At 71.3% G+C, this 14,495-nt stretch carries 3 protein-coding genes; all 3 read right to left on the reverse strand.

The window, feature by feature from the left end; genetic code table 11:
• A partial coding sequence (locus ABZ842_RS38230) for an SDR family NAD(P)-dependent oxidoreductase (protein WP_361548301.1) occupies positions 1 to 7,301 on the reverse strand: 7,301 nt, incomplete at its 3' end.
• A 148-nt stretch (positions 7,302 to 7,449) separates the two neighbouring features.
• The gene (locus ABZ842_RS38235) at positions 7,450 to 12,396 is read right to left on the reverse strand and encodes a type I polyketide synthase (RefSeq protein ID WP_361548304.1); all 4,947 of its coding nucleotides are present in this window, start codon (positions 12,394 to 12,396) and stop codon (positions 7,450 to 7,452) included.
• A 50-nt stretch (positions 12,397 to 12,446) separates the two neighbouring features.
• Positions 12,447 to 14,495 (reverse strand): beta-ketoacyl reductase (locus ABZ842_RS38240; protein ID WP_361548307.1); only part of this gene is annotated, 2,049 nt, incomplete at its 5' end.

Here is a 14,495-nt window from a genome sequence, read left to right on the forward strand (position 1 = left end):
GGATCACCAAGCCTCGTACCCGTCCCATGCGCCTCCACCACATCCACATCACCCACCGACAAACCCGCATCCCGCAACGCAGCCCGAATCACCCGCTGCTGCGACGGACCATTAGGCGCCGTCAAACCATTCGACGCGCCGTCCGAGTTCACCGCCGAACCCCGCACCACCGCCAAGACCCGACGCCCCTTCGCCACCGCATCCGACAACCGCTCAACCAACAGCACACCCACACCCTCAGCAGGGCCGAACCCGTCGGCCGCGTCGGAGAAGGCTTTGCAGCGGCCGTCCGGCGCCAGGGCGCGCTGGCGGCTGAATTCGGTGAAGGTGAGCGGGTTCGGCATGACGGTGACTCCGCCGACCAGCGCCATGGAGCACTCGCCGCCCCGCAGCGCCCGCACCGCCGAATGCAACGCCACCAGCGACGACGAACACGCCGTGTCCACCGTCAGCGACGGCCCCTCCAGACCGAACACATACGACAGCCGGCCGGACATCACGCTCGCGACGTTGCCCGCCAGTGCGTACCCCTCGACTTCGGGGTGCACCTCGGACAGCAGGGAGCCGTAGTTCCCCGAGACGGCTCCGATGAAGACGCCGGTCTGCGTCCCCTTCAACGACAGCGGATCAACACCCGCCCGCTCGAACGCCTCCCACGACGTCTCCAACAACAACCGCTGCTGCGGATCCATCGCCAACGCCTCACGCGGCGAAATACCGAAGAACCCCGCATCAAAACGATCCGCCCCACGCAGGAACCCGCCCTCGCGCACGTAACTCGCGCCGGATCGGCCGCGGTCCGGATCGGGGTCGAACAACCCCTCCACGTCCCAACCACGGTCCAACGGGAACCCGGAAATCATGTCGCGGCCCTCGGTCAGCACGCTCCACAAGCCGTCCGGAGACGTGACGCCCCCCGGCAGCCGACAGGCCAGGCCCACGATCGCCAGCGGCTCGGAATCTCCGGGGGCGGCGGCGACGGGCGCGCCGGTTCGGCGCTCGGCCGTCGGCCGCGTCTCGGCCTCTCCGCCGAGTTGGGCGACGAGGTGGTCGGTGAGGTCGTCGGGCGTCGGGTAGTCGAAGACGAGGGTGGCGGGCAGTCGGATGCCGGTTCCGGTGGACAGCCGGTTGCGGAGTTCGACCGCGGTGAGCGAGTCGAAGCCGAGGTCCTGGAAGGACTGGCCCGGGTTGACGGCCGTGGACGCGGCGTGGCCGAGGACGGCGGCGGCGTGCTCGCGGACGAGGTCGAGCACCGTGCGTCGGCGCTGCGGCGCGCTGACGGCGGCCAGTCGGTCGGCGATCGTGGTGCCGCCGCCCGCGACGGCGCCTCGGCGGCTGCCGCGCACGAGGCCGCGCAGCAGCGGCGGGATGTCGTCGGTGGTGCGGCCCCGTAGGGGAGCCAGGTCGAGACGGGCCGCGAGGACGGCGCCTTCGTCGGTGCGTTGGGCGGCGTCGAAGAGCGCGAGGCCCTGCTCGGTGGTCATGGGAACGACGCCGCCGCGTGCCATGCGTTGGAGGTCGGCGTCGCTGAGGTGTCCGGTCATTCCGCTGGCTTCGCCCCAGTAGCCCCAGGCGAGGGAGACGGCGGCGTGGCCGGCTGCTCGGCGCTGGTGTGCGAGGGCGTCGAGAGCGGCGTTCGCTGCTGCGTAGTTCGCCTGTCCCGCGCCGCCGAAGACGCCTGACGCGGAGGAGAACAGGGCGAACAGGGGCAGGTCGAGGTCGGCGGTGAGTTCGTGGAGGTTGACGGCCGCGTCGACCTTGGGGCGCAGTACGCGGGTCAGCTGGTCTGGGGTGAGGGAGGTGACCACGCCGTCGTCGAGCGTGCCGGCTGCGTGCACGACGCCGCGCAGGGGCCGGTCGGCGGGGATGGCGGCCAGTTGGGCGGCGAGTGCGTCGCGGTCGGCGGCGTCGCAGGCGACGAGAGTGGCTTCGGTGCCCAGGTCGCGCAGTTCGTCGAAGAGTTCGGCCGCGCCCGGTGCGTCGGGTCCGCTCCTGCTCATGAGCGTGAGGTGGCGTACGCGGTGGTGGACGGCGAGGTGTCGGGCGACGAGGCCGCCGACGGTGCCGGTGCCGCCGGTGATCAGGACGGTTCCGTCGGGGTCCAGGGGTCGGGGCACTCGGAGGACGTTCTTGCCGATGTGGCGTCCCGCGCTCATGGCGCGGAAGGCGGAGCGTGCGCGGCGGACGTCGCGGACGGTGGAGGGCAGGGGGGTGAGCCGGCCGGCGGTGAAGAGGCCGGTGAGTTCGGCGAGGATCTCGGCGATGCGGTCGGGGCCGGCTTCGGCGAGGTCGAACGCCCGGTAGTGGCGGGCCGGGTGCTCGGCGGTGACCTCCTCAGCGTCGCGGATGTCGCGCTTGCCCATTTCGATGAAGCGGCCACCGCTCGCCAGTAGGCGTAGCGACGCGTCGATGAAGTCGCCGGTGAGCGAGTTGAGTACGACGTCGACGCCATGTCCTCCGGTCGCCTCCTGGAAGGCGGTTTCGAAGGCGAGGTCGCGGGACGAGGCCAGGTGGTCGGGTTCGATGCCGTGTTCGTGGAGGGTGGGCCACTTGTCGGGGTGGGCGGTCGCGTACACCTCGCAGCCCCACGTGCGGGCGAGTTGGACGGCGGCCAGGCCGACGCCGCCGGCGGCGCTGTGGATGAGTACGGACTCGCCGGGCTGGAGCCGGGCGAGGTCGACGAGGGCGTAGTAGGCGGTGGTGAACGCCGTGGGCACGGTCGCGGCGAGTTCGTACGTCCAGTCCCCGGGGATGCGGGTGACCAGGCGGGCGTCGACGACGGCGGTGGTGCCGGCGGACTGGGGAAGCAGGCCGGTGACGCGGTCTCCCGGGGCGAGGCCGGTCACGGCGGTTCCGGTCTCCACGACGACGCCGGCGGCCTCGCCGCCGATGGGGGCGGGGTCGGGGTAGCTGCCGAGAGCGACGAGCACGTCGCGGAAGTTGAGCCCGGCGGCCCGTACGTCGACGCGTATCTCGCCGGGTGCGAGGGGGGCGGCGGATTCGGGTGCGGGCAGGAGGGCGAGTCCTTCGAGGGTTCCGGGGGCGGCGGTGTCCAGCCGCCAGGCGCCGGCTGCCGGGGGGAGCAGTGCGTCGCCGGTGCCGAGGGCGTCGAGTCGGGGTACGCGTACGTCGTCGGGTGTGGCGAGGGCCTGCGGTTCGCCGGAGGCGACGGCCCGGGCGATGTGGCGGGCGAGCTGTCCTTCGAGTGCGCCTTGGGCGTCGACGAGGGTGAGCCGGCCGGGGTTCTCCACCTGGGCGGAGCGGAGGAATCCCCAGGCCGCGGCGTGCGGGAGGGCCGAGACGTCGCCGTCCTGGACGTCGGGTACGGCGCCGCGGGTGAGCACGACGAGCCGGGAGTCCTCCCAGCGTTCGTGGGTCAGCCAGGTCCGTACGGTGTCGAGCAGGTGGTTCGTCACCTCGGCGACGGCGGCGCCGGTGGTGGGGGCGGTGGGCTGCGGGAGGCAGAGGACCACGGTCCGCGGGGTCGGTTCGGCGGCGTCGGCGAGCGCTTCGAGGTCGTCGTACCGGGTGGTGCCGTGGTGGGACTGGTCGGTGCGCGGGCGGGTCAGGAGGGCGACCAGCGGGTGGTCGGCCGGGCCGATGACGGGCCAGTCCGCGCCGGCTTCCGCGGTCGCCGGCCCGAGCGGCAGCCAGGCCGTGCGGTAGAGGGAGTCGGGCGCGGCGCCGCCGGTGGCGGCGGGGACGGCCGCTTCCCTGGAGACGAGTGCTTCGACGGCGGCGACGGGCTGGCCGGTGCCGTCGGCGGTGATGATCTCGACCGCGCCGGGGCCGGCAGGTCGGATGCGTACGCGTAGGTCGGTCGCGCCGTCGGCGGCCAGTGTCACACCGGTCCAGGCGAACGGCAGCAGGGGCGTGTCGGGGGTGTCGAGGAGACCGACGTGCAGGGCCGCGTCGAACAGGGCGGGGTGCAGCCGGAACCGGGCGACGTCCTCGTGCCGGTCGAGCGGCAGGGCGACTTCGGCGAACAGCTCGTCGTCCCGGCGCCAGGCTGCCCGCAGCCCCTGGAAGGCGCCCTGGTATGCGTATCCGGCGGTCTGGAGTCGTTCGTAGAAGCCGTCGAGGGATACGGGTTCGGCGTCCTGCGGGGGCCAGACGGCCAGGTCGTCGGGGGTGCCGGCGGTGCCCGCCGCGGTGAGCAGGCCGCTGGCGTTGAGCGTCCAGCCGGTGTCCTGCCCGGGGCGCTGGGAGTGGATGCGCAGGGGGCGGGCGCCCGTCTCGTCGGGGGCGGACACGACGACCTGGACGGCCACGTCCGTGTCGTCGAGCGTCAGGGGTGCGTGGAGGGTGAGTTCTTCGACGCGGTCGCAGCCGGCCTCGTCGCCGGCGCGCAGGGCGAACTCGACGAGCGCCGTACCGGGCAGCAGCACCGTGCCCGATACGGCGTGGCCCGCCAGCCAGGGGTGGGTGCGCAGCGAGATCCGGCCGGTCAGCAGCACGGCGTCGCTGCCGGCGAGGCTGACGGCGCCGCCGAGCAGCGGGTGTTCCGTCGCGCCCAGGCCGAGGCTGTCGGCGCCGCTGGGCTCGGCGTCCAGGTTGAGCCAGTACCGCTCGCGTTGGAAGGCGTAGGTGGGCAGGTCGACCGTGCGGGCGGTGGGCGGCAGGGCCGGGGTCCAGTCCGTGGGCAGGCCGTGGGCGTGGGCGTGGCCGAGTGCGGTGAGGAAGCGCAGCGGTCCGCCTTCGTCGCGGCGCAGGGTGGTGAGTGCGGTGGCGTCGGCGGCGGTGGCCTCGAAGGTCTCTTGGAGGCCGATGGTGAGTACCGGGTGGGCGCTGACCTCGATGAACGTGCCGTGTCCGCGGTCGAGCAGGGTGCGGGTGGCGGTTTCGAACTCCACGGGTCGGCGGAGGTTGCGGTACCAGTAGTCGCCGTCGAGCCGGGCGGTGTCGATCACGGTTCCGTCGACGGAGGAGCAGAAGTCGACTTCGGCGGTGGTGGGTTGGAGTCCGGTCAGATCGGCCTGGAGCCGTTCGCGGATCCGGTCGACCTGCGGGGAGTGGGAGGCGTAGTCGACCGGGATGCGTCGGGCCCGCACGCCCCGGGTGTCGCAGTGGGCGATCAGCTCTTCGACGGCTTCGGTCTCGCCGGCGACGACGACGGAGGTCGGGCCGTTGGTGGCGGCCAGTGCCAGCCGTCCGTCGGCGGCTGCGACGAGCTCTTCGGCGGCGGCGCGGTCGAGGTTGAGGGACGCCATGGCGCCGAGGCCGGACAGTTCGCGCAGGGCGGTGCTGCGCAGGGCCACGATCTTCGCGGCGTCCTTGAGGGAGAGCGCGCCGGCGACGTACGCGGCGGCGATCTCGCCCTGGCTGTGGCCGACGACGGCGTCGGGTTGGACTCCGTGGGCGCGCCACAGTTCGGCGAGGGCGACCATCACGGCGAAGAGGGCGGGTTGCACGACGTCGACCCGGTCGAGGGTGGGTGCGCCGGGTCGGGCGCGCAGGACGTCGGTGAGCGACCAGTCCACGTACGGTTCGAGCGCCACTTCGCAGTCGGCGACGGCTTGTGCGAAGACGGGGGCGGCGGCGAGGAGTTCGGTGGCCATCGTCGCCCACTGGTGGCCCTGGCCGGGGAAGACGAACACCACCTTGCCGGGTGAGCCGGCGCGGCCGTGGGGGGTTTGCGCGGTGGGTTCGCCCTCGCTCACCGCGTCGAGGCCGGCGAGGAGCGTGTCGCGGTCGGTGCCGAGCACGACGGCCCGCTGTTCCATGGCCGTACGCGTACGGGCCAGGGAGCGGCCGACGTCCTCGGGCCGCAGCTCGGGCCGGCCGCGTACGTGGGCGGCCAGTCGGGCGGCCTGCTGGCGCAGCCCTTCGGGGGTGCGGCCGGACAGGGGCCACGGCGTGGGCCGGGGGTCGCTCGCGGGTGTTGCCGGGGCGTCGGGCTCCGTGGTCCGCAGGTCGGTCGGTGCTTCTTCGATGATGACGTGGGCGTTGGTGCCGCTCATCCCGAACGACGAGACGCCGGCTCGCCGCGGTGTTTCCCCGGTGGGCCACGGGCGTGGTTCGGTGAGCAGTCGGACGTCTCCGGCGTCCCAGTCGATGTGCGGGGACGCTTCTTCGGCGTGCAGGGTGCGGGGCAGTCGGCCGTGGCGCAGCGCCATGATCATCTTGATCATTCCGGCTACGCCGGCCGCCGCCTGGGCGTGGCCGATGTTGGACTTCACGGAGCCGAGCCACAGCGGGCCGCGGTCTCCGCGTTCGCGGCCGTAGGTGGTGAGGAGGGCCTGGGCTTCGATGGGGTCGCCGAGTTTGGTGCCGGTGCCGTGGGCTTCGACGGCGTCGACGTCGGCGGAGGTGAGTTGTGCGTCGGTGAGGGCGGCGCGGATGACGCGCTGTTGGGAGGGGCCGTTGGGTGCGGTCAGGCCGTTGCTGGCGCCGTCCTGGTTGATGGCGGAGCCGCGGATCACAGCGAGGACCCGGCGTCCGTTGCGTACGGCGTCGGTCAGCCGCTCGACGACCAGCACTCCGACGCCTTCGGCGAGGGCCATGCCGTCGGCATCGGCGGCGAACGCCTTGCTGCGGCCGTCGGCGGCGAGGCCGCGCTGTCGGCTGAAGCCGAGGAACAGCCCGGGGGTCGACATGACGGTGACGCCGGCGACCAGGGCGAGGGAGCACTCGCCGCGGCGCAGCGCCTGGACGGCCAGGTGCAGCGACACGAGGGAGGAGGAGCAGGCGGTGTCGACGGTCACGGCGGGGCCTTCGAGCCCGAAGTAGTAGGACAGCCGGCCGGACAGGACGCTCGACGAAGCACCCGTGGTGAGGTGCCCTTCCAGGCCGCGCGGGGCTTGGTGCAGTGCGCCGCCGTAGTCGAGGTAGTTGGAGCCGACGAAGACGCCGGTGGAGCTGCGCTTCAACGTTTCGGGCAGCACTCCGGCCCGTTCGAACGCCTCCCAGGAGGTCTCCAGGAGGAGCCGCTGCTGCGGGTCCATGGCGAGCGCCTCGCGGGGCGAGATCCCGAAGAATCCGGGGTCGAAGAGGGCGGCGTCGTTCAGGAAGCCGCCTTCTTGTACGTAGCTGGTGCCCGGCTTGTCGGCGTCCGGGTCGAGCAGGGCGGTGAGGTCCCAGCCGCGGTCGTCGGGGATCCGGGAGATCGCGTCCTGCCCGGAGTCGACGGCTTGCCACAGGTCTTCCGGTGAGGAGATGCCGCCGGGGTAGCGGCACGCGATTCCGACGATCGCCAGCGGCTCGCTGGCCTGCGCTTCCACCTCACGTAGGCGAGTGCGCGTCTCGTGCAGGTCGGCGGTCACCCTTTTGAGATATTCACGAAGCGTCTGCTCGTCGGCCACGAAAGGCTCCTCAGAACTGTTTTCGGTGACACCGGTCCGGTGCGGTCCGCTGGGCGTTTTGCAGAATTCCTCGGGGTGCTCAGAAACCCTTGTGGTGCTCAGAATTCCTTGTTGATGGGGTGCTCAGAATTCCTTGTTGATGGGGTGCTCAGAATTCCTTGTTGATGAAGGCGAGGAGTTCGTCGTCGGTGGCGTCCTCCAGGCGTTGCGTGACGCCTTCCGACTCCGTGGGTTCCTCGGCGGCCGGGTCCGACCAGCCGGAGAGCAGCGACCGCAGGCGGCGCTTGACCGAGGAGAGTTCGACGTCCTCCGCCCTGGCCCGGTCGAGAGTTCCCGCCAGCCGGTCGAGGTCGGCGTGCACCGCTTCGGCGTTCACGGCGGCGTCCAGGCCGAGTTCGACGCCGAGGACTTCGGCGAGCGCGGCGCAGTTGGGGTGGTCGAAGACCACCGTCATCGGGAGTTTCACACCGGCGGTCTTCAGGATGTGGTTGCGCAGTTCGACCGCGGTGACGGAGTCGAATCCGAGGTCGTTGAAGGCTTGGTCGGGTTCGATCGCGTCGGGGTCGGGATAGCTGAGGACGCCGGCGACGGCGGTGCGTACGGTTTCGAGCAGGAGGGTGCGTCGATCGCCCTTGGACGCCGCGGTCAGCCGGTCGCGCAGGTCCTGGCCGCCGGCGGTGCCGGCGCGGTCGGCGTCCGTCTCGGCCGCTGCCGCATGGCTCTGCCGTGCTTCGGGGACGCCGTCGAGCAGGCGGCTGGGGCGGGCGATGGTGAAGAGGGATGCGAAGCGCTCCCAGTCGACGTCGGCCACGGCCACGAAGCGGTCGTCGTGGTCGAGGGTGTGGTGCAGGGCGGTCAGGACGGCGTCGACGGGCAGCGGCGGGAGTCCGTGCGGCGCCGACCACAGGTCCGGGGCGGCGGCGTCGGCCGTCGGATCGGGGTCGTGCCAACGGCCGAGTGCCAGGGAGGCGACCGGGAGGCCACGGGCCCGGTGGTGCCGGGCGAGGGCGTCGGTGTGGGCGTGCGCCGCCGCGTAGCTGGCGTGGTCGCCGCTGCCCCACACGCCGGCGATGGAGGTGAAGAAGACGGCGGCTTCCAGGTCGGCGGTGTCCAAGGCCGCCATGACGTGCTCCGCCGCCGTGGCCTTGTGGACGATGGCGTCCGCGTACTCCGCGAGATCGACCTCGTCGACCCGGCGCAGCACGATGGCGTCCGCCGTGTGCAGGAAGGCACCGATCCGCAGGCCGTCGGCGCGCAGTTCGGCGAGCAGCGCTGCGACCGGTTCGGGAGCGGTCAGATCGCACGGGACGATCCGGATGTCGGCGCCCAGCCGCAGGGGATCGAGCTCGGGGTCGGGTGCGGCGGGGGTGGGGTCAAGGAGGACGACGCTGGTTCCGCCCAGGTCGGACAGCCAGCGTGCGACGTGGCCGCCGAGCCCCGCGGGGTCGCCGGTCACGAGCGCGGCTCGACCGCCGGGCTTCCAGTTCCGTACGGGCGCGGTGTCCGCGAGGGGGCGGCGGACGAGCCGTCGGACGTGGGTTCCGGAGGGCCGGACGACGAACTGGTCCTCGCCGCGCTCGTCGTGGAGGGCGGCGACGAGCCGTCGGACCTCCCGGTCGGACGGCTGCCGCGGCACGTCGACCAGTCCGCCCCACAGCTTCGGGTGCTCCAGGGCCGTGACCCTGCCGAGGCCCCAGATCTGCGCCTGGGCGGGGTGGGCGACGGATCCGCCCTCGTTCACCGGTACGGCCTCGTACGTGCAGCCCCACAGGGGTGCGGCGACGCCGCTGCGGACCATGGTCTGGATGAGGAGGAGGGTCGCCGCCGCTCCGGCCGGGACGGCGGGGTGCGCCGGGTGCGGCTCGTCGGCCAGGGCGAGGAGCGACAGGACGCCGGCCGGCTCGGCACCGCCGGCGAGCAGGGCGACGAGCTCCGCCAGGTCGGCGGAGTCGGTGCCGTGGGTGTCGACGGGGAGCAGTCGTACGGCCGCTCCGGCGGCGGTCAGCGCCTGCTCGTACGGGGCTGCGGAGCCCTCGCGGCCTTCCGGGACCACCAGCAGCCAGGTGCCGGACAGCCGGTTGGCCGTCGGGGGTTCGGGGACCAGGAGCTGCCAGTCGATCCCGTACCGCCGTTGGTCGAGTTCCTGCTGCTCCTGCCAGCGGCGGAGGCTCCTGCTGAGGGGTGGCGTGAGGGTGGTGAGGACGTCCCGGCCTTCTTGTCCGGGCAGTTCGAGGATGGACAGCAGTCGGTCGACGTCGCCGTCCTCGACGGCCTGCCAGAACATCCGCTCGGGGCCGCCCTGGCGTGGAGCGGCGAGTTCGGGTGCGTCGTGCTTGGGCTCGACCCAATAGCGTTGGCGTTGGAAGGGGTAGGTGGGCAGGTCGGGTATCGCCGTGGCGCCGGGGAGGAGGGGGCTCCAGTCGACGGCCAGTCCGTTCGTGAACGCTTGCGCCAGAGCGGTGCACCACTGACGACGGTCACCGTGGTCACGACGGAGGGAACCCCACACCACAGGACCACCGTCCGTTGAATCGGTGGCGTGGTCGAAGATGCCCTCCACGGCAGGGACGAGCACCGGGTGGGCGCTGACCTCCACGAAGTGGGTGAAACCCTCGCCCAGCATGGCCGTGACGGCGGTGTGGAACTCCACCGGCTCCCGAAGATTACGGATCCAGTAGTCGACGTCCAGGGTCCCCGTCGCCATCGGCTCGCCAGTGACCGAGGAGAACACCGTCAGCGAGCTCTTGCGCGCCTCGATGCCGGCCAAGGCGGCGCGTACTTCGTCCACGACTTCATCGATGTGCGGCGAGTGCGAGGCGTAGTCCACGGCGATCTTCCGAGCGGACACACCCGTCTCGGTGCAGTGGGCGATGACGTTCGCTATCCCGTCCGGGCTGCCGGAGACCACGACCGAGTTCGGCCCGTTCTCCGCAGCCACCCACACCTCACCCGCCGCCACCTTCGCCACCACCTCTTCCGCGGCCCTACGTGACAGGCGAAGGGACGCCATCGCACCCCGACCCGACAACTGCCGAATCGCCTTACTCCGCGCCACCACTACCCGTGCAGCATCAGCCAACGACAAACCACCCGCCACACACACCGCAGCAATCTCACCCTGACTGTGTCCGACCACACCAGACGGCTCGACCCCATGCACACGCCACAACCGAGCGAGAGCCACCATCACCGCAAACGACACCGGCTGCACCACATCAACACGATCCAAACCAGCGTCAGCCCCCTCACCCATGAGCACCTCACGCAACGACCAATCCACCAACGGGGAAAAGACTCCCTCACACGCCTCAATCGCCTCAGCAAACACCGAAGACGAATCCAAAAGACCCCGCCCCATACCCACCCACTGAGCCCCCTGACCAGGGAACACAAACCCCACGCCCCCTACCGCGCGAGCACCGCCCACCACCACACCCTCACCCACACCACCATCAGCAATCTGTTTGAACCCTGACACCGCCTCCTCCACCGAACCCGCCACCACCACACCCCGCCGATCCAACACCGACCGCCCCGACACCAACCCCCCAGCCAACCCCACCAACCCACAACCCGAACCCGAGCCCACGAACTCACCAAGTCCACCCGCCACATCAGCCAAAGCAGACCGCGACGCAGCAGACAACACCAACGGAACCGGCAACACCCCCGACCCACCAGACTCAGAAGCCACGGCCCCCTCCGCCGGCGCCTCCTCCACAATCACATGCGCATTCGTGCCACTCATCCCGAACGACGACACCCCAGCCCGCCGCGGACGGCCCTCCTCCCTCGCCCACTCGCGCGCCTCGGTCAACAACTCCACCGCACCCGAAGCCCAATCCACATGCGACGACGCCACATCCGCGTGCAACGTCCTCGGCAACACCCCCTCCTGCAACGCCAGCACCATCTTCATCACACCAGCCACACCAGCAGCTGCTTGGGTGTGCCCGATGTTCGACTTCAGCGACCCCAACCACAGAGGTTCGCCATCAGCCCGCCCCTGGCCATAGGTGGACAGGAGTGCCTGGGCCTCGATGGGGTCACCGAGCTTCGTTCCCGTTCCGTGTGCCTCCACCACGTCGACCTCGCCGGCCGACAGCCGGGCATCGCGCAGCGCCGCTCGTATCACCTCCCGCTGGGACGGGCCGTTCGGCGCCGTCAACCCGTTCGACGCACCGTCCTGATTCACCGCCGAACCCCGCACCACCGCCAACACCCGACGCCCGTTCCGTACGGCGTCCGAAAGCCGTTCCACAAGCAGGACGCCGACGCCTTCGGCCCAGCCCGTCCCGTCGGCCGAATCCGAGAACGCCTTGCACCGGCCGTCGGCCGCGAGCCCCCGCTGTCGGCTGAACTCCACGAAGGCCGACGGCGTCGCCATCACCGTGACGCCGCCGACCAGGGCCAAGGAGCACTCGCCCCGGCGCAGCGACTGCACCGCCAGGTGCAGCGCGACCAGCGACGACGAGCACGCGGTGTCGATGGTGATGGCAGGACCCTCGAACCCGAAGACGTACGACAGCCGCCCGGACAGGATGCTCGCCGCACCTCCGGTGAGCGCGAAGCCCTGCGTACCGGCCTGGCTGTCGTCCAACAGGGACGTGTAGGTCTGGCCGACCGCGCCCACGAAGACGCCCGTGGACGTGCCGCGGAGCGTGTCGACGGGGACGGCCGCCCGTTCGAAAGCCTCCCAGGACGTCTCCAGCAGCAGCCGCTGCTGAGGATCCATCGCCAGCGCCTCGCGCGGCGAGATCCCGAAGAGGCCGGGGTCGAACTGGTCGGCGTCCGGGAGGAAGCCGCCCTCGCGCGTGTAGCTGGTGCCCGGGTGCTCCGGGTCGGGGTGGTACAGCCTGTCCAGTCGCCAGCCGCGATTGGTCGGGAATTCGGTGATCGCATCCGTTTCGGAGCTGATCAGGTTCCAGAGGCCCTCGGGCGAACTGACTCCGCCCGGCAGACGGCACGCCATGCCGACGACGGCCAGCGGTTCGGTGTCGCCAGTCTCCAACTGGCGAAGTCGGCGCTGTGCAGTCTGAAGGTCCGCGGTCACCTTCTTGAGGTAACCGAGGAGCTTGGCTTCCTTGTCGCTCATCGTCTGCTTCCCATCGGGTCGTCAGCGGCAGCAAGCGGGGGGGCGGAGCCTCAGTTGTCGAGGCCGCGATCGATCAGTGCGAACATCTCGTCCGCGGAGGCGGATTCGAGATCGTCTTCGGGCGTCGGGCCGTCTGCGTCGGGCGCGCCCGCGTCGCGCCACCGCCACAGGAGGTTCTCCAGCCGTTTGGTGATGACGGTTCGCAGCTCACCGTCGGATTCCGTACGCACCAGTTGCCGTTCCAGCCGGTCGAATCCGTCGAGCAGTTCGTCGGCGGCTTCCGGCTCGGCCAGGTCGAAGGCGTCGAGCAGATACCGTGCGACCGCGTCCGGCGTCGGGTGGTCGTAGACGAGTGAGGTGGGGATCGGCAGGTCGGTGGCTGCACCCAGGCGGTTCCGCAGATTCAGCGCGGCCAGCGAATCGAACCCTGCCTGGCGGTACTCCTGATGCGGATCAACCGCAGTCGAGGTCCGGTGGCCGAGCACCGCGGCAGATTCCCCGCGCACCACTTCCAGGACCGTGCGGAACCGCTCGGAGGGAGCGCACGCCGTCAGGCGATCGCGTAGGGACGGTGCTCCGGCGTCCGCGGCTGCCTCGCTCCCGGCAGCAGCGCGGGCCGTCTTCGCCACGCTCGCCGCCACTTCGGGCAGCCCTGCCAGCAAGGGCATGGGCCGCTGGGCGGCGTGCGTGGACACGAAGCGATCCCACTGGAAGTCACCGATCACCACGGTGGCGTCGTCCCTGGTCAGGGCGGTCTCCAGGGCGGCCAGCGCCGGTGTGGCGGGCATCGGCACCATGCCCTGTCGGCGCAATTGCTCTTCTACGTCGCCCACCGTCGCCATTCCGGCCCCGGCCCACGGCCCCCACGCGACGGAGGTGGCGGGCAGTTGGAGGGATCGACGCAACTGGGCGAGCGCGTCGAGGAAGGCGTTCCCCGCTGCGTAGTTGCCCTGCCCGGGCGATCCGACGACGGCCGCGGCGGAGGAGAAGAGCACGAACGCGGAGAGGGGCAGCTCCGTCGTCAGTTCGTGCAGGACGAGGGCGCCCAGCACCTTGGACCGTGCGGTGGCCGCGAGTTGTTCCTCGGTCATGGCGGTCAGCACGCTGTCGTCGACCACTCCGGCCGTGTGGACCACGACGTCGAGCGGGTGCTCTTCGGGGATTCCTGCCAGCAGCTCGGCCACGGCTTCGTGGTCGGACACGTCGCAAGCGGCGATCGTCGCACGGCAACCTTCCGCGGCCAGGTCGTCGACCAGTTCCTGGGCACCGGGCGCGTCCGTCCCTCGTCGACTCACCAGGACGACGTGCTCGGCGCCGCGCTGCGCGACCCAACGGGCGACGTGGGCACCCAGCCCTCCCGTACCACCCGTGATCAGTACGGTGCCCCGGGGCTGCCACGAACGGTCCGTCGGGGTTACGGGTGCGATCGGAGCATGAACCAGCCGTCGGCCCAGCACGACGTCCTGGCGCAGCGCCACCTGGTCTTCGGTGCCCGCGGTCAGTACGCCGACGAGCTGGCGTCCGATCGTTTCGGTGAGGTGCTGGCCGGACGGGAGGTCGATCAGACCGCCCCACAGGCCGGGGTGCTCCAAACCAGCGACCCGGCCCAAGCCCCACACCTGCGCCTGCTCCGGCGCAGGAGCACCATCCGCAGGCCCGACGCTCACGGCGTCGGAGGTCATCGCCCACATCCGACCGGCGAAACCCGCCCGCGCCAGGACTTGAATCAGCCGCAACGTCGCCAGGAGTCCCGTCGAGACGTCACCACGAGCCGGAGGAGAAACGTCTCCGGCCACGCTCAGCAGCGACACCACGCCGTCGACACCCTCCAGCGGTCCGAAGGCATCCGGCGCTCCGCCGTCGAAGGTCTCATGGCGGACCGTGGCACCCGCGGTCGTCAGGGCCGCTTCCAGCCCGGAAGTCCAACGGACCAAGGACTCGTCCACCGTCTGATGCGAGCCGGTGATGACCAGCCACGTACCGCTCAAACTTTCCGTGGCATCAATCTCGACGGGTTCCCAGGCGACGCGGTAACGCCACTGATCACGCCGCTGTCGTTCGCGCTCGCCGTCACGCCACGACGTCAACGCCGGAACAAG

Source organism: Streptomyces sp. NPDC047315, from assembly GCF_040643215.1.
Taxonomy (GTDB): domain Bacteria; phylum Actinomycetota; class Actinomycetes; order Streptomycetales; family Streptomycetaceae; genus Streptomyces.

Excerpts from the sequence above, each read along its gene's own strand:
- ABZ842_RS38235 (WP_361548304.1), bottom strand. The coding sequence starts at position 12,396 with ATGAGCGACAAGGAAGCCAAGCTCCTCGGTTACCTCAAGAAGGTGACC.